Source organism: Curtobacterium luteum (assembly GCF_014646995.1).
GTDB lineage: Bacteria > Actinomycetota > Actinomycetes > Actinomycetales > Microbacteriaceae > Curtobacterium > Curtobacterium luteum.
Genome location: NZ_BMOI01000001.1, coordinates 415,950 through 440,804 on the forward strand (window position 1 = coordinate 415,950; position 24,855 = coordinate 440,804).

Consider the following 24,855-nt stretch of genomic DNA (forward strand, 5'->3'; position numbering starts at 1 on the left):
GCGCGTGGCGGCCCCTCACCGTGCCTCCAGGCCGCCTGTGCGAGCGCGCGCACACGGCGTGCGGTGTCGGTCGGGTCCCGTAAGATCGGCGCATGGCTTCGACGACCGCAAGCGGGCGAGCGAAGCGGCCCGGGCGTCCGAAGAAGGACGCCGAGGGTCGCATGTCGCTCGGGCAGCACCTCATCGAGCTGCGCAACCGTCTCTTCCGCGCGGTCATCGCGGTGGTGGTGTGCGCGATCGGCGGCTGGTTCCTGACGCCCTTCGTGCTCGACGCGCTCCGGCAGCCGGTCACGCAGCTCGCCGAGATCGGTGGGCACACCGCGGAGCTCAACTTCCCGATGATCACGGGCGCGTTCGACCTCAAGCTGCAGATCGCGATCACCATCGGCATCGTGATCTCGAGCCCGGTGTGGCTCTACCAGATATGGGCGTTCATCGTGCCCGCGCTGGTGCGTCGTGAGAAGCAGTACGTCTTCGGGTTCCTCGGCACCGCCATCCCGCTGTTCTTCGCCGGCTGCTGGTTCGGGTGGTACATCCTGCCGCACGTGGTGCAGATCCTCGGCAGCTTCGTGTCGACCCAGGACACCTCGATCGTCGACGCGAAGGCCTACTACAACTTCGTCATCAAGCTCATCGTGGCGGTCGGCATCGCGTTCGTGCTGCCCGTCTTCCTGGTGCTGCTGAACTTCGTCGGCGTGCTCTCCGCGTCCGCGATCATCAAGTCGTGGCGCGTGGCGATCCTCTGCATCCTGGTGTTCTGCGCGATGGTGACGCCCTCGGCCGACGTCATCTCGATGTTCCTGCTCGCCGTCCCGATGGTGGTGCTCTACATCGCAGCGTGCGCGGTGGCGTGGGTGCATGATCGACGCATGGCGAAGCGGCAGGCGAAGCTGGACGAAGAGTACGGACTGTGACGAACACGGACCTCAGCCCCGCCGAGCGCTACGCGGCGGCGAAGGTCCGGAACCGCTCGCGCAACCTCGAGCTGTTCCGGTCCGACCTGCGCTTCGACCTGGACCCGTTCCAGTTCGCCGCCTGCGGCGCCATCGACCAGGGCCGAAGCGTCCTGGTGGCGGCCCCGACCGGCGCGGGCAAGACGATCGTGGCCGAGTTCGCGATCTGGCTGGCGATGCGCCAGCCGACGGCGAAGGTGTTCTACACCACGCCGATGAAGGCCCTGAGCAACCAGAAGTACGCCGAACTCGTCCAGGCCTACGGCGAGACCGAGGTCGGCCTGCTCACCGGCGACACGAACGTCAACCCGCGGGCGCGCGTGGTCGTGATGACCACCGAGGTCCTGCGGAACATGATCTACGCGGACTCCGACCTCCTCGACGACCTCGCGTGGGTCGTGCTCGACGAGGTCCACTACCTCGCCGACCGGTTCCGCGGCGCCGTGTGGGAAGAGGTCATCCTCCACCTGCCGACCGAGGTCCGGCTGGTCTCGCTGAGCGCGACCGTGTCGAACGCCGAGGAGTTCGGTGACTGGCTGCAGACCGTCCGCGGCGACACCGACGTCATCGTCTCCGAGGACCGCCCGGTCCCGCTGGAACAGCACGTCCTCGTCGGCTCGAAGATGGTCGACCTGTTCGACTCCAGCGGCGCAGCAGCCACGAACCGCGTGAACCCCGAGGTCCTCCGCCTGGTCGGGGGAGCGTCGCGGAGCGAGCGGCACGGCGGCGGACACCGCGGCGGACGGGGCCGGGGCGGCTACCACGACCGTCGGGGGCCGCGCACCGAGAAGCTGTACCGCGAGCAGATCGCCCACATGCTCGACGACCGGATGCTCCTGCCGGCGATCTTCTTCGTGTTCAGCCGCGCCGGCTGCGACCAGGGTGTCCGCAACGTCCTCCGCTCTGGGCTGTCGCTGACCACCGCGGACGAGCGTCGGGAGATCCGCGAGTCGGCGGAGTACCACTGCCGTACCCTGCTCGACGAGGACCTCGCCGTCCTCGGGTACTGGGAGTGGCTCGAAGGCCTCGAGCGGGGCGTCGCGGCGCACCACGCGGGGCTCCTCCCGGCGTTCAAGGAGGTCGTCGAGGACCTCTTCCAGCGGAAGCTCCTCAAGGTCGTCTTCGCGACGGAGACCCTCGCCCTCGGCGTCAACATGCCCGCCCGCACCGTGGTGCTGGAGAAGCTCGAGAAGTTCAACGGCGAGGCGCGCGTGCCGATCACGCCGGGGGAGTACACGCAGCTCACCGGTCGTGCGGGCCGCCGCGGCATCGACGTCGAGGGTCATTCGGTGATCCAGTGGACCGACGGCCTCGACCCGCAGGCCGTCGCCTCGCTCGCCAGCCGACGCACCTACCCGCTGAACTCGTCGTTCAAGCCGACCTACAACATGGCCGTGAACCTCATCGACCAGTTCGGACGGAGTCGCACCCGCGAAGTCCTCGAGACGTCGTTCGCGCAGTTCCAGGCCGACCGGTCCGTGGTCGACCTGGCGCGCAAGGTGCGGTCGCAGCAGGAGTCCCTCGACGGCTACCGCCAGGCGATGACCTGCCACCTCGGCGACTTCACCGAGTACGCGGCGCTGCGGCGCGAGCTCTCGGACCTCGAGCGCACGAACGTCCCCGGTGGCCGCGAGGCCTCGCACGGTGCCCGCAAGGAACGCCAGGCCGCGATCACCGACGTCCGACGTCGAATGCAGCGGCACCCCTGCCACGCCTGCCCCGACCGCGAAGCCCACGCCCGCTGGGCCGAGCGCTGGTACAAGCTGAAGCGCGCCAACGACAAGCTCGTGCAGCAGATCCGGTCGCGCACCGGCGCCGTCGCCACGACGTTCGACCGGGTGACGGACGTGCTCCTGCAGCTCGGCTACCTCGTCGCGACGGACGACGGCTCCGGCGAGGCCACGGTCGCCGCCGGTGGGCGTCGTCTGCAGCGGATCTACGGCGACCGTGACCTGCTCGTCGCCGAGTGCCTCGAGGCCGGCGTGTGGAAGGAGCTCACGCCCGCGCAGCTCGCCGCGATGGCCTCCACGATCGTGTACCAGCCCCGACGCGAGGACGCCCCCGGAACGGAGCACGCCCTGCCGCGCGGTGCCTTCCGCCCCGCGCTCGACGAGACCCTGACGATCTGGGCCCGCCTCGACGACATCGAGCGGGACGCGCGGCTCGCGGGCTCGCAGCCGCCCACACCGGCGATGGCGGTCGGGATGTTCCGGTGGGCGTCGGGCTCCGCGCTCGACGACGTCCTCCGGACGCTCGACATGCCGGCCGGTGACTTCGTGCGCTGGTGCAAGCAGGTGATCGACCTCCTCGACCAGGTCCGCAACGCGGGCGATCCGGACCTCGCGCAGACCGCGCGGCGTGCGACGGACGCGGTCCGCCGCGGCATCGTCGCCTACGCGACGGTCTGACGGGAGGCCCGGTGCCTGGTTCCGAGTCCGACGTGCGTCCGCAGGACGCCGGGTCCGACGTGCGTCCGCAGGACGCCGGGTCCGACGTGCGTCCGCAGGGCGCCGGGTCCGACGTGCGTCCGCAGGGCGCCGGGTCCGACGCGCCTGCTCGGTGGATCGGCGCGGGCCGTCGCTCCGACGGGGGGCGGGCGGGGGGCCCGGGCCTGGCGCCCGGTGAACGCTTCGCGTCCGGCGGGCGCCGTGTAGCGCGTGGGCGTGGGCGTCGCGGCGCCGCGGTCGGTCCGGCGGTCGGCGACACGGGTGCGGGGGAGCCGTTCCGGGCGCTGCCGATCGGCGTTGCGTTCCCGCTCGCCGTGATCGGCGGGATCCTGCTCGCGCTGTCCTTCCCGTCGCCCGGCTGGTGGTTCCTCGCGTACCCCGCGGTGGCGTGCCTGCTCGTCGCCGTGATGGGGCAGCGCGCCCGCCGCGCGGCATGGCTCGGGTACCTGGCCGGGGTGGCGTTCTGGGTGCCCGCGATCTCCTGGGCCGGCCGCTACCTGGGCCCGGTCCCGTGGTTCGCCCTCGCGCTCCTCGAGGCCGCGTACCTGGCGCTCGGCAGCGTCGCGATCGCGCTCGCCTACCGGTGGGTCGCACGCGTGGTGCCGTCGACCGCCGGGCGGGTGTGGGGCCTCCCGGCGGTGGTCGCGGCACTCTGGACCGGGCGCGAGTGGTTCTCGGGGAGCTGGCCCTACGGCGGGTTCGCGTGGGGGCGCGTCGGCCTCTCGCAGTCGCAGGGCCCGTTCACGCACCTGGCCGCGTACTTCGGGGTGCTCGGCCTGACCTTCGTCGTCGTCTACTGCGTCGCGGTCATCGTGTCGCTCGCGCTCGTCGTCCCCACCGAGCTCGGCAGGTCGTTCCGGCCCCCGGTGCGGATCGCGACCGCCGGACTCCTCGTCGGCGCCGTGCTCGCCGTGCCTGCGTGGCCGACCGCGATCGACGGCACGATCCGCATCGAGTCGGTGCAGGGCAACGGGCCGGCGGGCTACTTCGACGGCGCGAGCCCGGGAGAAGTGCTCGCCGCGCAGCTCGCCGCCACCGACGTCGAGGCGAAGGGCGTCGACCTCGTCGTCTGGCCGGAGGCGTCCGCGGAGTTCGACCCGCGGCAGCAGCCGGCCGTGGCGTCGGCGCTCGACTCCGTCGTCACGTCCGTGGGTGCGCCGATCGTCGCTGGCGCGATCACCCAGACGCGGTCCGGCGTGCTCCACAACACCTCGTTCGTGTGGACCGCCGACGGCTGGCAGTCCTCCTACGACAAGAAGCGGCCCGTCCCGTTCGGCGAGTACGTCCCGGACCGGTGGTTCTTCTCGAAGCTCGCACCCTCGCTCATCGGGCTGCTGCAGCGCGACTACACCCCGGGCACCAAGCCGAACGTCCTCAGCGTCGCGGGCATCAAGGCCGGGATATCGATCTGCTTCGACATCGTCGACGACGGCCTCACGACGGACATGGCTCGTGGGGGAGCGCGGGTCATCCTGGCGCAGACGAACAACGCCGACTTCGACGGCACCGACGAGAACCTGCAGCAGCTCGAGATCGCGCGGATGCGGGCGATCGAGACGGGGCGGTCCCTCGTGAACATCTCGACCGTCGGGGCGTCGCAGGTGATCGACCCGAGCGGACGGACGATCGACAAGGTGCCGGCGTACACCGCCACGTCGATGGTGACGGACGTGCCGCTCGGGACCGGGACGACGCCGGCGACGCTGTTCTCCGGCCCCGTGACGTTGCTCGTGTCGCTCGGGGGGCTGCTCGTGCTGCTCGCGTGCGCTCCGTGGGCGCGGCGACGGCGAGACGGGCACGGCCGGTGATGACGATCGCGCGCGCGGGGGAGGGTCGTCGCCCCGGAACGACACCGCCGTTGTCGTGCGACATCGGCGCCGTCGCTCTTTGCGCCCGCTGACGATCGCGCGCGCGGGGGTGGGTCGTCGCCCCGACGCCGCCGTCGTCGTGCGACGCCGCCGTCGTCGTGCGACATCGGCGCCGTCGTTCTTTGCGCCCGCTGACGATCGCGCGCGCGGGGTAGCGACACCGCCGTCGTCGTACGACATCGGCGCGGTCGTTCTGCACCGACGTCCCCCGACCGCTGCCACCCCGCCCGCGCACTTCGCACGACGCCGGATCGCGCGACATCCCCGCTCCCGGCGCCGCCCTCTGGGAACGCACTGTGAATGCACGGGTCGAGGAACGAACACTGGTGGAACAGTGTTGTGCAGGGCAGGACGACGAGCGGAAGGAGCACACAGATGGCTGATCGAAGTCTTCGCGGCATGCGACTCGGGAGTCAGAGTCTCCAGAGCGAAGAAGGAGTCGAACTCTCCGACCGGAAGCGCGCCGTCTACCAGGCGGACTCCGGCGAGACCTTCGACGTGATCTTCTCGGCCGAAGCAGAGGTCCCATCGACCTGGTCGGACCCTCGCTCCGGGCGCGAAGGACGACTGCTCGGTGATGACGGCGTGCCCGTCGAGGTCGCCGAAGAGGACGTCAAGGCACCACGCACCCACTGGGACATGCTGCTCGAGCGGCGCTCCCGTGAGGAACTCGAGGAACTGCTCGAGGAACGGTTGCAGTTCCTCCGCGCCCGCCGCGGAGCCTGACCCACTGATCGACCACCTCGCTGCTGCAACACGGCTGAGGTCGGAAGCACCAAGCAACGCGACGACGCCCGCCACGGAGAACCGAGGCGGGCGTCGTCGCGTGCTGCGGGCTACTTGGTGTCGCCGAGCTCCCGGTCGGTCGCTTCGTCAGCCGCCGCGAGTCGTTGGTCAACGCTCTTGTCGGAGTCCGCCAGCCGCTGGTCGAGGTCGGACTCCGGCACGATGTCGGCCGCGGTCGCATCCGGACGCGGAGCAGCGCTGGCCGCGGTGTTCGCTGCAGCCGTGTTCGCCAGGCTCTCGTTCGCCAGCTTCGAGATCCGCGCGAGGAAGTCAGCTCCGCCTGTGCCGCCGGCCGACGGCGCACCGCCGCTGCGTCCCGCGGTGCAGCCCTCGGCGATGCCGGACAGCGCCTTCGTGAACTCGCTCGGGATCATCCAGAGCTTGTTCGCCGTGCCCTCGGCCAGCTTCGGCAGGGTCTGCAGGTACTGGTAGGACAGCAGCTTCTCGTCCGGGTCCCCGGTGTGGATCGCGTCGAACACCGTCGCGATCGCCTGCGCTTCACCTTCGGCACGGAGCACCTGGGCCTTGGCGTCACCCTCGGCCTGGAGGATCGCTGCCTGCCGCTGGCCCTCGGCCTCGAGGATCGCCGACTGCTTCGTTCCTTCGGCCTGCAGGATCGCCGCACGACGGTTCCGTTCGGCTCGGAGCTGCTGCTCCATCGCGTCCTGGATCGACACGGGCGGCTCGATCGCCTTCAGTTCGACGCGGCCGACGCGGATGCCCCACTTGCCCGTCGCCTCGTCGAGGACGACGCGGAGCTGACCGTTGATGTTGTCGCGGCTCGTGAGGGCCTCTTCGAGGTTCAGGCCACCGACGACGTTGCGGAGCGTCGTCGTGGTGAGCTGCTCCACCGCCCCGAGGTAGTTCGCGATCTCGTAGGTCGCGGCCCGCGCGTCCGTCACCTGGAAGTAGACGACGGTGTCGATGGAGACCACCAGGTTGTCCTCGGTGATCACCGGCTGCGGCGGGAACGAGACGACCTGCTCACGCATGTCGATGAGCGGCCGGAGACGGTCGATGAACGGCACCAGGAGGTTCAGCCCCGGGCTGAGCGTCTTGTGGTACTTCCCGAGGCGTTCGACGATGCCCGCGGTGGCCTGCGGCACGATCCGGATCGCGCGAGCGAGCACGACGATCACGAAGATGACGACGACCAGGATGAGCAGGAGGAGCAGGATCGTCCCCGTTGAGAGGGTCATGAGACGTCTTTCTGGTTGATGCGGACGACGGCGGTCGAGCCTTCGATGGACTCGACGACGACGGGGGTGCCCAGGGCGGGCAGACGATCGGAGGGGTCACCGGCGAGGCGCGCGCTCCAGGTCTCGCCGTTCGCGAGGCGGACCTGACCGGGCGACGAGGACGTGAAGGCGACGGCCACCGTGCCGGAGAGGCCCACCAGCCCGTCGATACCGGTGCGGTGCGGGTCCGCGCCGCGGTTCAGGGCGTGCAGGAGCCGCGGTCGGACGAGCAGGAGCAGCAGCAGGGCCAGCGCGGCTGCGACCAGCGCGGAGAGCCACCACGGCGCTCCGAGCAGCGCGGCGACCAGGCCACCGGCGGCGCCTGCTGCGAGCATGATGAAGATGAAGTCGAGCGTGAAGATCTCGACCACCCCCAGGATCAGCACCAGGCCGATCCACACGATGGTCTGGATCCAATCAGGTCCGGACACGCGATCTCCCTCCCTCGGTCGCGCACGCCGTTCGCTGCGTCGCGACGGCCGATCCAACTCCGTTCAACATATCAACTGCGACCGACACGGGGGCGCCGGACGGTAGGCTCGTTGCGGCAATGAGACCTCCGACCCCACCAGGAGCACGACTGTGAGCAACCCCCTCGCCCCCGGATCCCTCGCCGACAAGCGCGCCCTCGTGACGGGTTCGTCGCGCGGGATCGGCGCCGACACGGTCGGGTACCTCGCCGGGGCCGGTGCGAAGGTCGTCGTCAACTACCGCAACAAGGCCAAGCGCGCCGAGCAGATCGCCGAGCAGGTCGTCGCGGACGGCGGCGCCGCGCTCGCGATCGGCGCGGACCTCACCGACCACGCCTCCGTGCAGGCCATGGTCGACCAGGTGGTCGAGGCCTGGGGCGGCATCGACCTCCTCGTACTGAACGCTTCCGGCGGCATGGAGTCCGGTGTCGGCGAGGACTACGCCCTCCGCCTGAACCGCGACGCGCAGGTCGACATGCTGCAGACCGCCGTGCCGCACATGCCCGCCGGGTCCCGGGTCGTCTTCGTCACGAGCCACCAGGCCCATTTCGTCGAGACCGCCGAGACGATGGACGAGTACGTGCCCGTCGCCAAGAGCAAGCGCGCCGGCGAGCTGGCGCTCCGCGAGCTGATCCCGCAGCTCGAGGCCGCAGGCATCGAGTTCGTCGTCGTCTCCGGCGACATGATCGAGGGCACCATCACCGCGACCCTCCTCAACCGCCTCAACCCCGGTGCGATCGAGGGCCGTCGGCAGGAGGTCGGCAAGCTGTACAGCGTGTCCGAGTTCGCCGCCGAGATCGCCCTCGCTGCGGTCGAGCCCATCCCGGCCGACCACACCAAGCTCGTCGGCGACGTCAGCGGCTTCGGCGCGTAGCGCCCCGGCGCACGCACGCACGCACCCGCGCCGGCGCCGGCCCACCCGCGGACGCCCCCGCCCACAGCCCACGCCGGCTTCCGCGGAGGCGTAGCGTCGCTGGGGTGACCGCGAAGCCCGGCCTGCGCCGCACCTCCCGCATCCTGCTGCTCGACCCGGACGGACGCGTGTTCCTCATGGACACGGCCGCGCCCTCCTCGGACGGCTTCCACCGCTGGATCACCCCCGGCGGCGGTGTCGATCCGGGGGAGGACCACCGCACGGCCGCGGTGCGCGAGCTGCACGAGGAGACGGGCATCGTCATCGACGACCCGGGGGAGAGCGTCTGGTCGTGGGACTTCGACGTCGCGTGGGACCAGGCCGACCACGACCGCGGCCACTCCGAGTTCTACGTCGTCCGGACGGACGGGTTCGAACTGTCGGACGCGGGGTGGACCGAGGACGAGCGGGTCGACATCACCGCCGCGCGGTGGTGGACCGCGGACGAGCTGGACGCGACGACCGAACCGTTCGAACCGGCCGAGCTCCCCGATCTGGTCCGTCGCTTCGCGCCGTCCCGTTAGGAGACTGCTCCGCAGCGGCCTGGAGGCTCGGATCGCCGCCGCCGGGTCGGCTCGCTCCACAGGGGGGTCGGTCGGGCACGGGGCCGCGCTACCGTGATCCGCATGCACACCGGTTCCGGGCACGCCGCCGACCAGCACGACCGCATCCGTGTCCGCGGGGCACGCGAGCACAACCTCCGCGACGTCGACGTCGACCTGCCGAAACGCCGTCTGACGGTCTTCACCGGCGTGTCCGGTTCGGGCAAGAGCTCACTCGTCTTCGGCACGGTCGCGGCCGAGTCCCAGCGGATGATCAACGAGACCTACAGCGCGTTCGTGCAGGGGTTCATGCCGTCGCTCGGTCGGCCGGACGTCGACGTGCTCGACGGACTGACGACCGCCATCGTCGTCGACCAGGAGCGCATCGGCGCGGATCCACGGTCCACGGTGGGGACGGTGACGGACGCCAACGCGATGCTCCGCGTCCTCTTCAGCCGCCTCGGACAGCCGCACGTCGGCGGCCCGAACGCGTTCTCGTTCAACCTCGCCACCGTGTCGGCCGGGGGAGCCATCACCGTCCAGAAGGGCACCGACGTGAAGGCCGAGCACGTCACCTTCAACCGGCTCGGCGGGATGTGCGCGGACTGCGAGGGCCGCGGGCAGGTCACGGACATCGACCTCTCCCAGCTCTACGACGACACGAAGTCCCTCGCGGCGGGGGCGATCACGATCCCGGGCTACGGGACGGACGGCTGGATGGTCCGCATGTACGCCGAGTCCGGCTACGTCGACAAGACGAAGCCGATCCGGGAGTACACCGACCAGGAATGTCAGGACTTCCTGTACCGCGAACCGACGAAACGCAAGATCGCCGGCATCAACATGACGTACGAGGGGCTCGTCCTCCGGTTCCGCCGGTCGTTCCTGCAGAAGGACCGCGAGGCGATGCAACCCCACGTCCGCGCCTTCGTCGACCGGGCCGTGACCTTCACGACCTGCCCGGCGTGCGACGGGACGCGCCTCAACGACACGGCTCGGTCATCGAGGATCGCTGGGAAGAACATCGCCGACGTCTGTGCGATGCAGATCAGCGACCTTGCCCGGTGGCTGCACGAGCTCGACGCGCCGAGCGTCGGCCCCCTCCTGGAGGGCCTGCGGGACGCCGTGGACTCGTTCGTCGAGATCGGCCTCGGGTACCTCTCGCTGGACCGCCCCACCGGCACGCTGTCCGGTGGCGAGGGCCAGCGGGTGAAGATGGTCAAGCACCTCGGCTCGGCGTTGAGCGACGTCACGTACGTCTTCGACGAGCCGAGCACGGGGCTCCACCCGCACGACGTCGAGCGGATGAACGAACTGCTGCTGCGTCTGCGTGACAAGGGCAACACCGTCCTGGTCGTCGAGCACAAACCCGAGGTGATCCGGATCGCGGACCACGTCGTCGACCTCGGCCCCGGGGCAGGGACGGCCGGTGGCACCGTCTGCTTCGAGGGCACCGTGGACGGTCTGCGGGGGAGCGACACCGTCACCGGCCGACACCTCGGCGATCGGCAGCCGCTCAAGACCGAGGTCCGTGACCGGACCGGGGCCCTCGAGATCCGCGGGGCGTCGGCGCACAACCTGCGGGCGGTCGACGTCGACGTCCCCACCGGGGTGCTCACGGTGGTGACCGGCGTGGCAGGGTCCGGCAAGAGCTCCCTCGTGCACGGGGCGCTGTCCGGTCGCGACGGCGTCGTCACGATCGACCAGAGCGCGATCCGCGGGTCCCGCCGCAGCAACCCGGCGACGTACACCGGCATGCTCGAACCGATCCGCAAGGCGTTCGCGAAGGCCAACGGCGTGAAGCCGGCGCTCTTCAGCGCGAACTCCGACGGCGCCTGTCCCGCGTGCAACGGCGCCGGAGTCGTGTACACGGACCTCGGTATGATGGCCGGCGTCTCGACGACCTGTGCAGAGTGCGACGGACGACGCTTCGACCAGTCCGTGCTCGAGTACCACCTGGGCGGCAAGGACATCAGCGACGTGCTGGCGATGTCGGTGACGGAGGCCGAGCGCTTCTTCGCCGAGGGCGATGCCCGCATCCCGGCCGCGCACGCCGTCCTGGAGCGGCTCGCCGACGTCGGCCTCGGCTACCTCACGATCGGGCAGCCGCTCACCACGCTGTCCGGCGGGGAGCGCCAACGCCTCAAGCTCGCGACGCACCTGGGCGAGCCCGGCGGCGTGATCGTCCTCGACGAGCCGACCACGGGTCTGCACCTGGCCGACGTCGCACAACTGCTCGGTCTCCTCGACCGCATGGTGGACGCTGGTCGGACCGTGATCGTCATCGAGCACCACCAGGCCGTGATGGCGCACGCGGACTGGATCATCGACCTCGGGCCGGGCGCCGGGCACGACGGTGGGCGGGTGGTCTTCGAGGGCACGCCGGCGGCGCTGGTCGCGGCTCGGTCGACGCTGACCGCGCAGCACCTCGCGGACTTCGTCGGGAGCTGACGACCGGCACGCTCAGCAGTCGGCGCGTACGGTCCTGCGCATGACCTACAGCCAGCCTGACCCTGCCGAAGAGACCACCGCGGGCGGAGCCCCCGAGCAGCCGGACACCGACGACCAGTTCCTCGAGGAGTCCGGACGCGAGGACGCCGCGCTCGAGATCGACGCCGACGACGTGCCCACCGAGAAGGACGACGCCACCGAACAGGACGACTCCGCGGGGGAGTGACGTGCCCCTGCTCGTGACGCCAGACCGGCCTGACGAGCAGCCCATCCGAGCCGGAGGGGCGGATCGATTCCCCGTCGACCCGCACCTCCGACCTGTGGTCGACGTCCTACGCCGCGCGCAGTGACGTCACCATCGAGCGCAACGCCCGACGCGCTGCAGCCTGCTCCTCGACGGTCATGCCGGCGAGCATGCGGTCCTCCACGCCGCGGACCGCGGCGGTCGCCCGCGCCAGGTCCTCACGTCCCCGGTCGGTCAGCGTCACCGGGACGACCTTCCCGGCCCCGTCCTCGGGGGAGCGGACCACCACACCGTCCCGCTCGAGTGCCTGCAGCAGGACGTTCATCGTCTGCCTGGTGACGAACGCCCCGCGGGCGAGGTCCGAGTTCGACAGCCCCGGGCGCTGGGCGAGCAGCTCGAGGCACGAGTAGTGCGTGATGTTCATGCCGAGCGGTCGGAGGACGTCCTCCATGGCGCCACGCAGGGCGCTCGAGGCCTCCTTCAGCAAGTAGCCGAGTGACGTCTCGAGGTCGATGCCGGGGGAGTCTTGACGCATGTCAGCATTCTGACATAGGCTCTGTGTCAGGAAACTGACACATCGACCCAGGAGCGACACCATGCCCGTCACCGGCCCCGACTTCATCTCCTTTCAGGTCCGCGACCTCGACGCCTCGCAGGCGTTCTACGAGCGGTACCTCGGTCTCGTCCGCTCACCGGCCGGCCCACCGCACGCCGTCGTCTTCGACACGAAGCCGATCGCGTTCGCGCTGCGCGACGTCGTCCAGGGCACCGACCTCGCGACGGTGCCGCAGCCCGGCGTCGGCATCGCCGCCTGGTTCCACGCCGAGGGCGTGCAGGAGATCCACGACGCCCTCGTGTCGGACGGCCACCGGATCGTCAGTGCGCCGATCGACGGCCCGTTCGGGCGGACCTTCACGTTCGCCGACCCGGACGGCTACCACGTCACGCTCCACGACCGCGCCTGACGGCAGCACGGACCTCAGTGACGTCGGGACACCCGCTGCCGGAGCGCCAGTGCGCCGGTGCGGACCGCGGGTGGCAGGGGAGACGAGACGACCGTCGTGAACGGTCGCTCCGTCGCCCCGAGCGACATCTTGAACCGGCTGATGCCCTCGTCCACCCACCCGACGAGGTCGACGGCCGTGTGCCCGTGCTCGAGGGCATGGCGGATCACGTCGAAGTAGAGCGGCGTGCTCGGGTTCACGCTCCGGAACGCCCGGAGGGTCCCGCCAGCCCACCCCGTGACGACGGGGTGCCGCGTCAGCGCGACGATGACACCGGCGACGACCCCGTCGACGAGTGCGGTCGCCGTGTGGACATCGCCGCTCTCGGCGGCCCACCGTTCGATCCGTGCGCCGATGTCGTCCGGGTACGGCGACGGGACGCCTCGGCTCGAGTACGACTCGCTGAGCACGAGCGGGAGGAACTCGGTCAGCTCGCCCGGCTCCGACGGCCTGATCCGGACACCCTTGCGCTCGGCGACGTGGAGCGCCTGTCGGGCGCCGCGCTTCATGCCCTGCTCCAGTCGTTCGATCGTCGCGTCGACGAGGTCGACGACGTACGTCCGGTCCGGTGCGCCGAGGACACCTGCGCGGGTCGTGGCCGAGGCCGGAGCGACGGCGGCGTCCGGGCCGAGGTCGTACCGTGCCACGAGCACGCCGTGCCGGAGCTGCCACCGACGGAACGCCCGGAGGGTCGCTGCCAGGAGGTGCTCCGGGACGAGCGGTCCGACGAACGGGAACGGCGCCTGCACCGGCCGACGCAGCGCTCCATGGTGCAGGAGCACCGGGAACACGCCGACCGCCGCGCCGTCGATCAGGACCACGAGCGGCTCGAACCGCCAGTCGAACAGTTCGGCCTGCAGCGTGAGCCAGCCCCAGTCGTGGAACCCGGTCGCGCCGGGGTGCGCAGCGACGAGCGCGTCCCACTCGTCCGCACCCCGAGCCCGCCGGAACCGGATCGTCCCACCCACATCGACCTCCAGTTCGCGGACACCGTCTTCAGAGCCCGCCCGAAGCCTACGCATCGGCCGAGCACGGGAACGCTGGGGTGCGAGAACTCTGCGCGAAGCCGTCAGACGTCACGACCGGCAAGCGCCGATAATGCATATTATGTCAGATTACCGACAGCGAAAGTCGGGCCGGCCGCTCTCCCGTCGCAGCGTCCGCGCCGATCGAGCGCGGTCATCCTCGCTGCATCGTCCGCCAGAGCTTCACCCCGGTGTCCCGGACCGCACGTGGCAGCGGCGAGGAAGCGATGCTCGTGTACGGCGTCTCGACCCCGCCCATCCCGGTCTTGAACCGGGCGATCCCATCGTCCACACGGCCGACGAGGTCCACGGCCGTGTGCCCGCGTTCGAGCGACCACCGGAGTACGTCCAAGTACAGCGAGGTGCTCGGGTTCGCCGCCCGGTGCTGGCGCAACGTGCCACCCGCCCACGCGGACGCGACCGGGTGAGAGCCCAACGCCACGATCACACCCGAGGTCTCCCCTTCCACGACCGCGGCGCCGATGTACACGTCATCACGACCAGCCGCCCACCGCTCGACGCGTTCGCCGATGTCGGCCGGGTAGGGCGAGGGCACTCCGCGGACCGTGTACGACTCGCTCAGCACCCGCGGCAGCAACGCCGCCGTCTCCCCCGGTCGCGCCGGACGCACCTCGACACCGTTGCTCGCAGCAGCACGCAGCGACCGCTTCGCGTTCCGGTGCAGACCGGCGACGACACCCTCGAGGGAGGCATGTACCAGGTCGACGACGAACGTGCGGTCACGAGACCACTCCACGCCCGCTCGCAGCCTACGACCGGCGCACGACGAAGCGAGGCCGCAGTACGGATCGTGCGGGATGCCGTCGGCGCTGCAGGGTCAGGCCCGCGCCGGGGATCGTGGGTCCACATCCTGACGTCTCCGGTCGTCCCCCGCCGATCGATGGCGTTCCCTTTGACAGCGCCGACCCACGACGCACCGCCGACGCGGTGCTCGTGTCCGTCCGACCGTCGAGCTCCGTGATCAGAACGTCGCGACCGTCATCCCCGACCCGACGGCCGGGCGGTCCATCGCCAGGATCGCCTCGGGCAGCTCGTCGAAGCCGATCGTCCGACCGATCGAGTCCGCCGGACGCAACCGACCTGCCACGACGTCGTCCAGCATGGCTGCGTACTCCCGCACGCCGATCCCGTGGCTCCCGAGGATCTCGAGCTCGTCACCGATCACCCGGCCCATCGGGATGGCCGGGGTCGCCTCGTCGCCGAGCAGCAGCCCCACCTGCACGTGCCGACCGCGCGGCCGCAGGGTCCCGACGGCCGCGACCGACGTCGCCCGACTCCCGAAGGCGTCGACGGAGACGTGCGCGCCACCGCCGGTCAGCGTCCGGATCGCCCCGACGGCCCCGGCATCCATGGGCACGGTCGCCGCACCGAGGGCTGCAGCACGCTCGAGCGCAGCGGGCGAGATGTCGGACGCCACGACGCGGGCGCCCGCGGCGACGGCGACCTGGACGGTGGAGAGGCCGACGCCGCCGCAGCCGAAGACGGAGACCCACTCACCTGCGGTCACCCGTCCCACTGCGTGGAGTGCGTGGTAGGCCGTACCGAACCGGCAGCCCAGGCTCGCGGCCTCCGCGAAGCCGACCTCGTCCGGCAGCGCGACGACGTTGAGGTCGGCGTGCGGCACCGCGACGAACTCGGCGTAGGAGCCGGCGAGGTCGAACCCGGGTTGCTGCTGCGCCGTGCACACCTGCGTCGCCCCTGCACGACACTGCTCGCAGGTCCCGCACGCGAAGATGAACGGCGCCGTGACGCGGTCCCCCACCGCGACCCGTCGGACCTCGGCCCCGACGGCGGCGACCTCGCCCGCGAACTCGTGTCCGGGCACGTGCGGCAGTGTCACCGAGTCGTCGTGCCCCTTCCAGGCGTGCCAGTCGCTCCGGCAGACGCCGGTCGCGCGCACCCGGACGAGGACGCCGTGCGGCGGCAGGTCCGGCCCGGGGACCTCGACGACGGCGGGGACGGAACCGAACTCGGAGTACTGCACTGCTCGCACCCGCCCATCATGGCAGGTCGGTCGTACCCCGTAGGCTCCTGAGCATGCGTTCACGGTCCATCCTCGTCACACTGCTCCTCGTCGCGCTGGCGACCCTGGTGGGAGCGGCGCCGGCGAGCGCGCACTCGGCGCTTGTCTCGAGCGACCCGGCGGCGGAGGGCACCGTGTCCGCGCCGCTCGACCGGGTGACCCTCACCTTCTCCGAGGCGCCGTTGGCCGGGCTCGACGCCGGACTCCGCATCGAGGTCCGCGACGGCCAGGGCGCCGACGTCTCGACCGGTGACGTCGAGGTGTCCGGCACGGCGATGTCCAAGGCCGTCGACCTCGGGTCCGGGCGGTACCGCGTGCTCTGGCGGTACGTCTCCCCCGACGGGCACCCGATCACCGGCGAGTACGGCTTCACCGCGTCGCTCCCGATGCGGACGCCGTCGCCCACGGCATCGTCGACGGCTCCCGTCACGCCGTCGGCCGCGGCCTCCTCCGGCGCATCCGCGGCGGCGGCCACGGCCACGGCCACCGCTGCGCCGGCAGGCGCGACGACGCACGCCGGGCACTCCAGCGGACTGGTCTGGGTCATCGGCGGGCTCGCCGTGGTGGTCGCGATCGTCGCAGCGGTCACCGCGGTCCTGCGTCGGCGCGGCGGGCGGGGTCGGCCGCGGGGCGCAGCGTCGGTCGACGACGCCGGGCGCTGACGCGCCGGACGCCTACACGCCGGTGGTCCGGCCTGGAGGCACGGATCGCCGCCGCCACGCCCGTCACGCGGGTGGTCAGGCAGCCGTGAACACGAGCGAGGCGTTCTGGCCGCCGAACCCGAACGAGTTGTTGAGTGCGGCACCGACTCGACCGCGTCGAGCCTGCCCGGCCACGACGTCGAGGTCGATCGCCGGGTCCAGCCGGTCGAGGTTGAGCGTCGGCGGGACGGTGCCGGTCTCGATCGCGCGGACGGCCAGGATCGACTCCACGGCACCGGCCGCGCCGAAGAGGTGGCCGATGGCACTCTTGGGCGCGGACACCGCGGCCCCGGTACCGACGACCCGGGCGATCGCGGCGGCCTCACCGACGTCCCCGACCGGGGTGCTCGTCGCGTGGGCGTTCACGTGGTCGATGTCGGAGCCGACGAGCCCGGCCATCCGGACCGCGGCGCGCATCGCCCGCTCCTGCTCGCTGCCGTCGGCGAGCGGGGCGGTGATGTGGTGCGCGTCCGAGGTGACCGCCCAGCCTGCGAGCCGGCCGTGGGTGCGTGCGGCGCGGGCGCGAGCGTGCTCGGCACGTTCGAGCACGACCATCCCGGCACCCTCGCCGAGCACGAAGCCCCGCCGGTCGACGTCGAACGGTCGCGACAGCGTCGTCGGGTCGTCGTCGCCGGGCTTCGCGAGGGCCTGCGACTGTGCGAACGAGGCCATGGTGACCGGGGTGACCGCGGCCTCGGTCCCGCCGGCGACCACCACGTCGGCCTCCCCGGTCGCGATGAGGCGCGCGGCGGTCGCGATCGCTTCGGCGCCGGACGCACACGCCGAGACCGTGGTGTAGGCGCCCGCCCGAGCTCCGAGCTCGATGCTGATCTGTGCCGCGGCCCCGTTCGCCATGAGCATCGGGACGGCTCGGGGCGAGACGCGCCGGGCTCCGGCGTCCCCGAGGACGTCGTGCGCGTCGAGGAGCGTCTCCACTCCCCCGATGCCCGTGCCGACCACCACGGCGAGCCGGTCGCCGTCGACCTCGGGGGTGCCCGCGTCGGCCCAGGCTTCCTGTGCGGCGACGAGCGCGAGCTGTTGACTGCGGTCGAGTCGGGCGGCGCGGACTCGTCCGAGGGCTGCATCGGCGTCGAGGCGCGCGTCGGCGCCCACGCGGATCGGCACGCGGTCCCAGAGGTCGCCCTCGCGCTCGAGGACGTGCACCCCCGAACGGCCCGCGACGAGCGCGTCCCAGAGCGCGTCCACACCGTGGCCGAACGGGGAGACGGTGCCGTACCCGGTGATGACGATGTCCACGCGGAACCTCCTGCTTGTACGTTGAACAAGTTGAGTTGTACCACGTACAATTCCGACATGGCAACCGACGGGGACGGCACGACCGCACGCGGGACCGCGACACGGGCACGGATCATCGCGGCGACCGCCGGGCTCCTCGCGGCGGGTGCGTCGACCGAGGTCACGGTGAGTGCGATCGCGCGTGCGGCCGGCGTCTACCCGAACCAGATCACGCACCACTTCGGATCGAAGGACCGCCTCGTCCTCGACGCCGCGTTCACGCTCTTCCTCCGGGACACGAGCCGGATGCAGGCGGCGGGACGACGGGTCGCGTCGGCCGAGGCGTTCCGCAACCTGCTCGCTCGCACCGCCCTGGCGATGCCGTCGCTCCCCCTCGTCGTCGGGGCGCTCGCGACCGGCGGGCCGGAGCGGAGCGCGCAGCTCCTCGACCTGCTCTTCCGCCGGTCGGAGCGCTACCTCGCCCGGGTGGCCGCCGACCGAGGGTGGGCCGCCGGAGCGCTGGCACGCGACGTCCGGACGTTCTGGAGTGCGGCGTTCGGCGCCGCGCTGCTCCGTGCAGCCGGCGTCGCGGGCACTCCTGAGGACGTCGACCTCGCGTCGACCCTCTCGGTCACCGCCGTGCGATGACCGACCGCGGCGTCACTCGCCGAAGCCGGACCGCACGAGCGCGACGAGGGCGTCCACTGCCTGCCGGGCGTCCGGACCGGACGCCTCGACCGAGACCGTCGCGCCCTTCGGCAGCGCCAACGCCATGATCGCGAGCAGGCTCTTCGCGTCGACGTCGTTCACCCGGACCCGCGCCTCGAAGCGCGCGGCCGTCTTCACGAACTCCGCAGCGGGCCGGGCGTGCAGCCCGCTCTCGTTCACCAGCTCGACGGCGGCCGACGCGACAGCGCCGTCGGAGGACCCGGCCGTCTCGTCGACTGCAGCCGGCGTGGGGTCCGGTGCCGTGCCTCCAGGCCGGTCCGTGTCGGGGGTGCCCGCGGCACTCGCGGCGGCCGTGAGCACCGCCGTGACGTCACCGCCGGTCTGGGCGGCGACCGCCGCGGCCACCGTGCCCTCGACGAGGGGTGCCGGTGAGACGTGGACACGCGCGCGGTCGTCCTCGTCGAGGAAGTCGAGCGCCGTCTCGGTCGTGAGGTAGGCCGACCCGAGGTCGCACAGGACGACGATCCCGTCGGTGTCGCGGAGTTCCTCGAGCCCGGCGGTGATCGCCTCGAACGACGTGCCGATCCCGCCGTCCTCGGTGCCGCCGGCCGCGACGAGCGGCACGTCCGCCGCCATCTGGCGCGCCAGCTCCACCGTGCCGGTCGCGACCGACGCGCTGTGCGAGACGACGAGGATGCCGACGGTCACGCGGCGTCCACCGCGGCGCGGAGGAGGTACACCGAGGACTGGGCCCCCGGATCGCGGTGCCCGACGGCACGCTCGCCGAGGTAGCTCGCACGGCCCTTCCGCGCCACGAGGGCGTCCGTCGACTCGGCGCCGGTCGCCGCGGCGTCGGCCGCGGCCGCGAGGACCTGCTCCGGGCTGGCGCCCTCACCGGCGGCGGCAGCGGCCGCGTCGACCGCCGGGGTCCAGGCGTCGACCATGGTCTTGTCGCCGACCTCGGCCTTGCCGCGGGACACGATGCCGTCACGCGCTGCCGTGAGGACCGCGACGAGGGCGTCGGCGTCGAGCGCCTCGGCCTCCCCCGCGGCCTGGGCGGCCTTGAGGTACGCCGTGCCGAAGAGCGGTCCGGCCGCGCCGCCGACCGTGGAGATCAGCTTCGTCGCGACGGTCTTGAAGACCGCTCCGGGGGTGTCGAACGAGCCGGCGTCGACGGCTTCGACCACGGCGCGGAAGCCCCGGTCGAGGTTCTCGCCGTGGTCGCCGTCGCCGATCTCCCGGTCGAGCGTGACGAGCTCGGCGCGGTGGTTGTCGATGGTCGCTGCCGAGCGACGCACCCAGTCGATGGCCCATGCGGTGTCGAGCGCCAATGCGGTGTCCCTTCCTGCGGCCGGCCCGTGTCCCGGGCCGGGGTCGTGGTCCGGCGGGGTCAGCGGCCCCAGCGCAGGGCCGGCGTCTCCACCGGGGCGTCCCAGAGTGCGGTGAGTTCGTCGTCGAGCACCGTGACGGTCAACGAGAACCCCTGCATCTCGAGGGACGTGACGTAGTTGCCCACCAAGCTGCGCGTGACCTCGTGGCCGCGGGCGGAGAGGACCTCCTCGGCGCGTCGGTAGGCGATGTAGAGCTCGGACTGCGGCGTCCCGCCCATGCCGTTCACGAGGAGCAGCAGCTTCGAGCCCGCGGGGGCGTCGAGGTCGGTGAGGATCGGCTCGAGCACCCGGTCGACCAGCTCGTCCGCCGGCGCCATCGGGATGCGCTCGCGCCCCGGTTCGCCGTGGATGCCGATGCCGAGCTCGACCTCGTCGTCCGCGAGCGTGAACGACGGCTCGCCGGCGTGCGGCACCGTGCCGGAGGACAGGGCGAGCCCCATGGACCGGGTGACCTCGTTGACGTGGCGCGCGACCGCGGCGACGGCATCCAGGTCGTCCCCGCGCTCGGCCGCGGCACCGGCGCACTTCTCGACGACCACGGTCCCGGCGACCCCGCGGCGGCCGGCCGTGTACAGCGAGTCCTGCACGGCGACGTCGTCGTCGACGACGACGGACTCGACGCGGACGTCGTCCATCCCGGCGAGCTCGGCCGCGGTCTCGAAGTTGAGCACGTCGCCCGTGTAGTTCTTGACGATGTGGAGCACGCCCGCTCCCCCGTCGACGGCCTTCGTCGCCGCGACGATCGGGTCCGGGGTGGGACTCGTGAACACCGGCCCGGGGACGGCCGCGTCGAGCATGCCGTACCCGACGAACCCGGCGTGGAGTGGTTCGTGCCCGCTGCCCCCGCCGCTGACGATCCCGACCTTGCCGGAGACCGGTGCGTCCGCCCGGTGGAGGTGGATCGGGTCCTCGACCAGGACCACGTGCCCGGCGTGTGCACGGGCGAAGCCGCGGACGGTCTCGTCGACCACGGCGTGCGGGTCGTTGATGAGCTTCTTCATGCGGAACTCCTTGTGTCGACGGTGACGCGTTCACCCTACAGCGGCCGACCGTTCGGCCGACGTGCACGTTCGTGCACCATGTTCCAGGCCAGCAGCACCGCCAGAACGGGCGATCTCGCAGGCCAGATGCACGTTCGTGCACTTTCCCGCGGATCGCTCGCGATTCCGTCGCGGAGCCTTGATCCGCGTCAGTATGCTCGCCCCAATCACTCAACGGGGAGTGCCGGTCAGCAGCACCACCGGGACCCCCACCCTCACGCACTGGAGGTCACCGATGGACGGCATCGGCGTCAATTTCCTCTCCGAGCTCGTCGGTACGGCGATGCTCATCATCCTCGGTGGCGGTGTCGTCGCCGCCGTGTCCCTCACGAAGTCGAAGGGCTTCGGCGCGGGCTTCCTCATGGTCACGATCGGCTGGGGCTTCGCCGTCTTCGCCGGCGTCACGGTGTCGTACAGCTCGGGCGGTCAGCTCAACCCGGCGGTGAGCCTCGCGCTGGCCCTGCTCGGCAAGATCACCGTCGGCGAGATGTTCCTGTACTGGATCGCGCAGCTCATCGGCGCGGTCATCGGTGCGGTCATCGTCTGGCTCGCCTACAAGCTGCACTTCGACGAAGAGCCGGACCCGGCCGCCAAGCTCGGCGTGTTCTCGACCGGCCCGGCCATCCGCAGCTACGGCTGGAACCTCGTCACCGAGGTCATCGGCACCTTCGTCCTCGTGTTCGTCGTCCTCGCGTTCACGAACGGCGGCACGCCGAAGGAACTCGGCGCGGTCCCCGTCGCCTTCCTCGTCATCGCGATCGGCGTCTCGCTCGGTGGCCCCACCGGCTACGCCATCAACCCGGCCCGTGACCTCGGCCCCCGCCTCGCGCACGCCTTCCTGCCGATCAAGGGCAAGGGCTCGAGCGACTGGTCCTACGCCTGGGTCCCGGTGGTCGGTCCGCTCATCGGCGGCGCACTCGCGGCCGGCGCCTCGACCTTCCTCCTGCCGATCGTCTCCTAGTCCTCTCCCTCTCTCACCACCGCCGCGGCCGGCACCGCTGCCGGCCGCGGCACACCCAACACCCGTAAGGAGCACCAATGGCCGACTACATCGTCGCCATCGACCAGGGCACCACCTCCACCCGAGCGATCGTGTTCGACCACTCCGGTTCGATCGTGTCCGTCGGACAGAAGGAACACGAGCAGATCTTCCCGCGCGCGGGGTGGGTCGAGCACGACCCGATCGAGATCTGGGACAACACCCGCGAGGTCATCGGCCAGGCGCTCTCCCGCGCCGACATCACGCGGCACGACGTCGCAGCCGTCGGCATCACCAACCAGCGCGAGACCGCGGTGGTGTGGGACAAGACCACCGGCCAGCCCGTCTACAACGCGATCGTCTGGCAGGACACCCGCACGCAGTCGATCGTCGACAAGCTCGCCGACGGGGACACCGACCGGTACAAGTCGATCGTCGGGCTCCCGCTCGCGACCTACTTCTCCGGCACGAAGATCGCCTGGATCCTCGAGAACGTCGACGGCGCGCGCGAGAAGGCCGAGGCCGGCGACCTCCTGTTCGGCACGACCGACACCTGGGTCCTCTGGAACCTGACCGGCGGCGTCGACGGCGGCGTGCACAAGACGGACGTCACGAACGCCTCGCGCACCCTCTTCATGGACCTCGAGACGCTCTCGTGGCGCGACGACATCCTGGCCGACTTCGGCGTGCCGGCGTCGATGCTCCCGGAGATCGTCAGCTCCTCCGAGGTCTACGGCCACGTCGAGTCGTCCAGCCTCCTCCGCGAGGTGCCGATCGCCGGCATCCTCGGCGACCAGCAGGCGGCCACGTTCGGCCAGGCGGCGTTCGACGAGGGCGAGTCGAAGAACACCTACGGCACCGGCAACTTCCTCATCTTCAACACGGGCACGGACATCGTCCGGTCGGAGAACGGCCTCCTCACCACCGTCGGCTACAAGCTCGGCGACCAGGAGACCCACTACGCGCTCGAGGGCTCGATCGCCGTCACGGGCTCGCTCATCCAGTGGCTCCGCGACAACCTCGGGCTCATCGGCAGCGCCCCGGAGGTCGAGGCCCTCGCCAAGACGGTCGAGGACAACGGCGGTGTGTACTTCGTCCCGGCGTTCTCGGGCCTGTTCGCGCCGTACTGGCGTCCGGACGCCCGCGGTGCGATCGTCGGCCTGACGCGCTTCGTCAACAAGGGGCACATCGCCCGCGCCGCCCTCGAGGCCACCGCGCTGCAGACCCGCGAGGTCCTCGACGCGGTGAACGCGGACTCCGGTGTGGACCTGACGGAGCTCAAGGTCGACGGCGGCATGACCGCGAACGACGCGCTCATGCAGTTCCAGGCCGACATCCTGAACGTGCCCGTGGTGCGTCCCGTCGTCGCGGAGACCACCGCGCTCGGCGCCGCCTACGCGGCCGGTCTCGCCGTCGGGTTCTGGGCGAACCTCGACGAGCTCCGCGCCAACTGGCAGGAGGACAAGCGCTGGGAGCCGCAGCTCGACGAAGCCGAGCGCGAGCGCACGCTCCGGCTCTGGAAGAAGGCCGTCACCAAGACCTTCGACTGGGTCGACGAGGACGTGCAGTAGTCGTCGCCTGACGCGACCGCCTGGAGGCGCGGTGCCGGTCCACGAGACCGGCACCGCGCCTCCCTGGCGTCGCGGTGGGCGCGGGGCGCCGTCGACGACGCGAGTCGTGCCTGCGACGGCACGCGTCGTACCTGCGGGACCAGGTACGGGCGGCTCGTCAGGCGGCGGGGGCGCTGCCGACCCAGTCGGCGAGCTTCCGCGTCGCCGCGCCGGAGTCGATCGCCTCGGCCGCGACGGCGAGCTGCTCGCGGAAGCGCTGGAGGATCGGACGGTCGGCCTCGGCCGGGTCCTCGGCCAGGCGGAACGACACCAGGCCGGCGGCGGCGTTCAGCAGGACGATGTCGCGGACCGGGCCGGTCTCGCCCTCGAGGACCCGGTGCACCACGGCCGCGTTGTGCTCGGGGTCACCTCCGAGGAGGTCATCGGTGCGCGCGCGGGCGATGCCGAGGTCGCGCGGGTCGAGGTCGTGCTCGATGATGCGCCCGCCGGTGACCTCCCAGATGTGGCTGTGACCGGTGGTGGTGAGCTCGTCGAGCCCGTCGTCGCCGCGGAACACGAGCGCCGTCGCCCCGCGGGTCTGGAACACGCCCGTGATGATCGGGACGAGCTCGAGCTGCGCCACCCCGACGGCGTTGGCCTCGCACCGGGCGGGGTTGACGAGCGGGCCGAGGAAGTTGAAGACCGTCGGCACGCCGATCTCGCGGCGGACCGGGGCCGCGTGCGCGAAGCCGGGGTGGAAGGCGCTGGCGAAGGCGAAGGTCAGCCCGACACGCCGGAAGGTGTCCGCAACACGCGCGGCGTCCATCGTCAGGTCGAGCCCGAGGGCCGCGAGCACGTCGCTCGAGCCGGACTTCGACGAGCTCGCGCGGTTGCCGTGCTTGACGACCGGGACGCCGGCGGCAGCGACCACGATGGCCGCCATCGTCGAGACGTTCACCGTGCCGACCACGTCGCCGCCGGTGCCCACGATGTCGAGCGCCATCGGGTCGACGTCCAGCGGGACCGCGGCGTCGAGGATCGCATCGCGGAAGCCGACGACCTCGTCGACCGTCTCGCCCTTCGCGCGGAGGGCCACGGCGAAGGCCGCGATCTGGGCGGCGGTCGCGCGTCCCTGGACGATCTCCTCCATGGCCCATGTGGACTGCCTGATCGAGAGGTCCTGGCGCGCCATGAGCGCGCTGATCACCGAGGGCCAGGTGAGTTGGTCGTGCATGATCCGATCGTAGTGAATTCGAGCGACCCACCAGTTGGCTGCGAAAACACTGTCGGTGGTTTCGGCCATA

Annotated in this window: 24 protein-coding genes; 13 read left to right on the top strand and 11 right to left on the bottom strand. The window is 71.5% G+C overall.

The window, feature by feature from the left end; genetic code table 11:
- Positions 1-161: 161 nt before the first annotated feature.
- The 4 genes from tatC (at position 162) to IEY20_RS01810 (ending at position 5,994) form a co-directional block, all read left to right on the top strand.
- Positions 162-914 carry a twin-arginine translocase subunit TatC gene (tatC, locus tag IEY20_RS01795; RefSeq protein ID WP_175329373.1) on the top strand — a complete coding sequence of 251 codons (753 nt, stop codon included), beginning with the start codon at positions 162-164 and terminating at the stop codon, positions 912-914.
- Positions 911-3,361, top strand: coding sequence for a DEAD/DEAH box helicase (locus IEY20_RS01800; RefSeq protein ID WP_175329224.1), 2,451 nt, complete (start codon positions 911-913; stop codon positions 3,359-3,361). The genes tatC and IEY20_RS01800 overlap by 4 nt, the downstream gene beginning before the upstream one ends.
- Before the next feature lie 11 nt (positions 3,362-3,372).
- Entirely contained in the window at positions 3,373-5,208 is a 1,836-nt protein-coding gene (lnt, locus tag IEY20_RS01805; protein ID WP_229727799.1) for an apolipoprotein N-acyltransferase, read from the top strand.
- A 435-nt stretch (positions 5,209-5,643) separates the two neighbouring features.
- On the top strand, positions 5,644-5,994 hold the full coding sequence (locus IEY20_RS01810; protein ID WP_022902737.1) for an RNA polymerase-binding protein RbpA: 351 nt from the start codon (positions 5,644-5,646) through the stop codon (positions 5,992-5,994).
- A 110-nt stretch (positions 5,995-6,104) separates the two neighbouring features.
- Here IEY20_RS01810 and IEY20_RS01815 read toward each other — a convergent pair whose 3' ends face one another.
- Together IEY20_RS01815 and IEY20_RS01820 are read right to left on the bottom strand one after the other, a co-directional pair.
- The gene (locus tag IEY20_RS01815; RefSeq protein WP_175329225.1) at positions 6,105-7,253 is read right to left on the bottom strand and encodes an SPFH domain-containing protein; all 1,149 of its coding nucleotides are present in this window, start codon (positions 7,251-7,253) and stop codon (positions 6,105-6,107) included.
- Complete coding sequence (locus IEY20_RS01820; protein WP_229727800.1) at positions 7,250-7,723, bottom strand: NfeD family protein; 474 nt, start codon at positions 7,721-7,723, stop codon at positions 7,250-7,252. The genes IEY20_RS01815 and IEY20_RS01820 overlap by 4 nt, the downstream gene beginning before the upstream one ends.
- A 151-nt stretch (positions 7,724-7,874) precedes the next feature.
- On the opposite strand from IEY20_RS01820, the gene IEY20_RS01825 reads away from it, so the two are divergent.
- From IEY20_RS01825 to IEY20_RS01840, 4 genes are all read left to right on the top strand, one after another.
- On the top strand, positions 7,875-8,636 hold the full coding sequence (locus IEY20_RS01825; RefSeq protein ID WP_175329226.1) for an SDR family oxidoreductase: 762 nt from the start codon (positions 7,875-7,877) through the stop codon (positions 8,634-8,636).
- A gap of 104 nt (positions 8,637-8,740) precedes the next feature.
- The gene (locus IEY20_RS01830) at positions 8,741-9,199 is read left to right on the top strand and encodes an NUDIX hydrolase (protein WP_175329227.1); all 459 of its coding nucleotides are present in this window, start codon (positions 8,741-8,743) and stop codon (positions 9,197-9,199) included.
- Positions 9,200-9,301: 102 nt separating this feature from the next.
- Positions 9,302-11,668, top strand: a complete 2,367-nt coding sequence (locus IEY20_RS01835) for an ATP-binding cassette domain-containing protein (RefSeq protein ID WP_188888861.1) — start codon at positions 9,302-9,304, stop codon at positions 11,666-11,668.
- A 40-nt stretch (positions 11,669-11,708) separates the two neighbouring features.
- Positions 11,709-11,894, top strand: a complete 186-nt coding sequence (locus IEY20_RS01840) for a hypothetical protein (RefSeq protein WP_175329229.1) — start codon at positions 11,709-11,711, stop codon at positions 11,892-11,894.
- Between the two features lie 106 nt (positions 11,895-12,000).
- On the opposite strand, the gene IEY20_RS01845 is transcribed toward IEY20_RS01840, so the two are convergent.
- Positions 12,001-12,447, bottom strand: a complete 447-nt coding sequence (locus IEY20_RS01845) for a MarR family winged helix-turn-helix transcriptional regulator (protein WP_175329230.1) — start codon at positions 12,445-12,447, stop codon at positions 12,001-12,003.
- Between the two features lie 61 nt (positions 12,448-12,508).
- On the opposite strand from IEY20_RS01845, the gene IEY20_RS01850 reads away from it, so the two are divergent.
- On the top strand, positions 12,509-12,877 hold the full coding sequence (locus tag IEY20_RS01850) for a VOC family protein (RefSeq protein WP_022902730.1): 369 nt from the start codon (positions 12,509-12,511) through the stop codon (positions 12,875-12,877).
- Between the two features lie 14 nt (positions 12,878-12,891).
- Here the strand turns inward: IEY20_RS01850 and IEY20_RS01855 are convergent, their stop codons facing one another.
- From IEY20_RS01855 to IEY20_RS01865, 3 genes are all read right to left on the bottom strand, one after another.
- Entirely contained in the window at positions 12,892-13,884 is a 993-nt protein-coding gene (locus IEY20_RS01855) for a GNAT family N-acetyltransferase (protein ID WP_175329231.1), read from the bottom strand.
- A gap of 211 nt (positions 13,885-14,095) precedes the next feature.
- Entirely contained in the window at positions 14,096-14,698 is a 603-nt protein-coding gene (locus tag IEY20_RS01860; protein ID WP_175329232.1) for a GNAT family N-acetyltransferase, read from the bottom strand.
- A 225-nt stretch (positions 14,699-14,923) separates the two neighbouring features.
- Positions 14,924-15,955 carry an alcohol dehydrogenase catalytic domain-containing protein gene (locus IEY20_RS01865; protein WP_175329233.1) on the bottom strand — a complete coding sequence of 344 codons (1,032 nt, stop codon included), beginning with the start codon at positions 15,953-15,955 and terminating at the stop codon, positions 14,924-14,926.
- A 44-nt stretch (positions 15,956-15,999) separates the two neighbouring features.
- Here IEY20_RS01865 and IEY20_RS01870 point away from each other — a divergent pair, with 44 nt between their 5' ends.
- Positions 16,000-16,647, top strand: a complete 648-nt coding sequence (locus IEY20_RS01870) for a copper resistance CopC family protein (RefSeq protein ID WP_175329234.1) — start codon at positions 16,000-16,002, stop codon at positions 16,645-16,647.
- Positions 16,648-16,722: 75 nt separating this feature from the next.
- Here the strand turns inward: IEY20_RS01870 and IEY20_RS01875 are convergent, their stop codons facing one another.
- Entirely contained in the window at positions 16,723-17,943 is a 1,221-nt protein-coding gene (locus tag IEY20_RS01875; RefSeq protein WP_175329235.1) for a beta-ketoacyl-[acyl-carrier-protein] synthase family protein, read from the bottom strand.
- A 57-nt stretch (positions 17,944-18,000) separates the two neighbouring features.
- Here IEY20_RS01875 and IEY20_RS01880 point away from each other — a divergent pair, with 57 nt between their 5' ends.
- On the top strand, positions 18,001-18,570 hold the full coding sequence (locus tag IEY20_RS01880) for a TetR/AcrR family transcriptional regulator (RefSeq protein ID WP_175329236.1): 570 nt from the start codon (positions 18,001-18,003) through the stop codon (positions 18,568-18,570).
- Positions 18,571-18,582: 12 nt separating this feature from the next.
- On the opposite strand, the gene dhaM is transcribed toward IEY20_RS01880, so the two are convergent.
- The 3 genes from dhaM to dhaK are packed head-to-tail and all read right to left on the bottom strand — an operon-like array spanning position 18,583 to position 20,983.
- Positions 18,583-19,299, bottom strand: a complete 717-nt coding sequence (dhaM, locus tag IEY20_RS01885) for a dihydroxyacetone kinase phosphoryl donor subunit DhaM (protein ID WP_175329237.1) — start codon at positions 19,297-19,299, stop codon at positions 18,583-18,585.
- Positions 19,296-19,922, bottom strand: a complete 627-nt coding sequence (gene dhaL, locus IEY20_RS01890) for a dihydroxyacetone kinase subunit DhaL (protein ID WP_175329238.1) — start codon at positions 19,920-19,922, stop codon at positions 19,296-19,298. Before dhaL ends, dhaM begins: the two co-directional genes overlap by 4 nt.
- Positions 19,923-19,981: 59 nt before the next feature.
- Positions 19,982-20,983, bottom strand: coding sequence for a dihydroxyacetone kinase subunit DhaK (gene dhaK / locus IEY20_RS01895; RefSeq protein ID WP_022904440.1), 1,002 nt, complete (start codon positions 20,981-20,983; stop codon positions 19,982-19,984).
- A gap of 274 nt (positions 20,984-21,257) precedes the next feature.
- Between dhaK and IEY20_RS01900 the strand changes: the two genes are divergently transcribed.
- Positions 21,258-21,983, top strand: a complete 726-nt coding sequence (locus IEY20_RS01900) for an MIP/aquaporin family protein (protein ID WP_175329239.1) — start codon at positions 21,258-21,260, stop codon at positions 21,981-21,983.
- Between the two features lie 77 nt (positions 21,984-22,060).
- Positions 22,061-23,572, top strand: coding sequence for a glycerol kinase GlpK (gene glpK / locus IEY20_RS01905; protein ID WP_175329240.1), 1,512 nt, complete (start codon positions 22,061-22,063; stop codon positions 23,570-23,572).
- Positions 23,573-23,729: 157 nt separating this feature from the next.
- Here glpK and trpD read toward each other — a convergent pair whose 3' ends face one another.
- On the bottom strand, positions 23,730-24,785 hold the full coding sequence (gene trpD, locus IEY20_RS01910) for an anthranilate phosphoribosyltransferase (RefSeq protein WP_175329241.1): 1,056 nt from the start codon (positions 24,783-24,785) through the stop codon (positions 23,730-23,732).
- Positions 24,786-24,855 lie beyond the last annotated feature (70 nt).

Excerpts from the sequence above, each read along its gene's own strand:
- IEY20_RS01845 (WP_175329230.1), bottom strand. The coding sequence starts at position 12,447 with ATGCGTCAAGACTCCCCCGGCATCGACCTCGAGACGTCACTCGGCTAC.
- IEY20_RS01810 (WP_022902737.1), top strand. The coding sequence starts at position 5,644 with ATGGCTGATCGAAGTCTTCGCGGCATGCGACTCGGGAGTCAGAGTCTC.
- IEY20_RS01880 (WP_175329236.1), top strand. The coding sequence starts at position 18,001 with ATGGCAACCGACGGGGACGGCACGACCGCACGCGGGACCGCGACACGG.
- IEY20_RS01900 (WP_175329239.1), top strand. The coding sequence starts at position 21,258 with ATGGACGGCATCGGCGTCAATTTCCTCTCCGAGCTCGTCGGTACGGCG.
- IEY20_RS01840 (WP_175329229.1), top strand. The coding sequence starts at position 11,709 with ATGACCTACAGCCAGCCTGACCCTGCCGAAGAGACCACCGCGGGCGGA.
- IEY20_RS01850 (WP_022902730.1), top strand. The coding sequence starts at position 12,509 with ATGCCCGTCACCGGCCCCGACTTCATCTCCTTTCAGGTCCGCGACCTC.
- tatC (WP_175329373.1), top strand. The coding sequence starts at position 162 with ATGTCGCTCGGGCAGCACCTCATCGAGCTGCGCAACCGTCTCTTCCGC.
- trpD (WP_175329241.1), bottom strand. The coding sequence starts at position 24,785 with ATGCACGACCAACTCACCTGGCCCTCGGTGATCAGCGCGCTCATGGCG.
- IEY20_RS01815 (WP_175329225.1), bottom strand. The coding sequence starts at position 7,253 with ATGACCCTCTCAACGGGGACGATCCTGCTCCTCCTGCTCATCCTGGTC.
- glpK (WP_175329240.1), top strand. The coding sequence starts at position 22,061 with ATGGCCGACTACATCGTCGCCATCGACCAGGGCACCACCTCCACCCGA.
- IEY20_RS01870 (WP_175329234.1), top strand. The coding sequence starts at position 16,000 with ATGCGTTCACGGTCCATCCTCGTCACACTGCTCCTCGTCGCGCTGGCG.
- dhaK (WP_022904440.1), bottom strand. The coding sequence starts at position 20,983 with ATGAAGAAGCTCATCAACGACCCGCACGCCGTGGTCGACGAGACCGTC.
- IEY20_RS01835 (WP_188888861.1), top strand. The coding sequence starts at position 9,302 with ATGCACACCGGTTCCGGGCACGCCGCCGACCAGCACGACCGCATCCGT.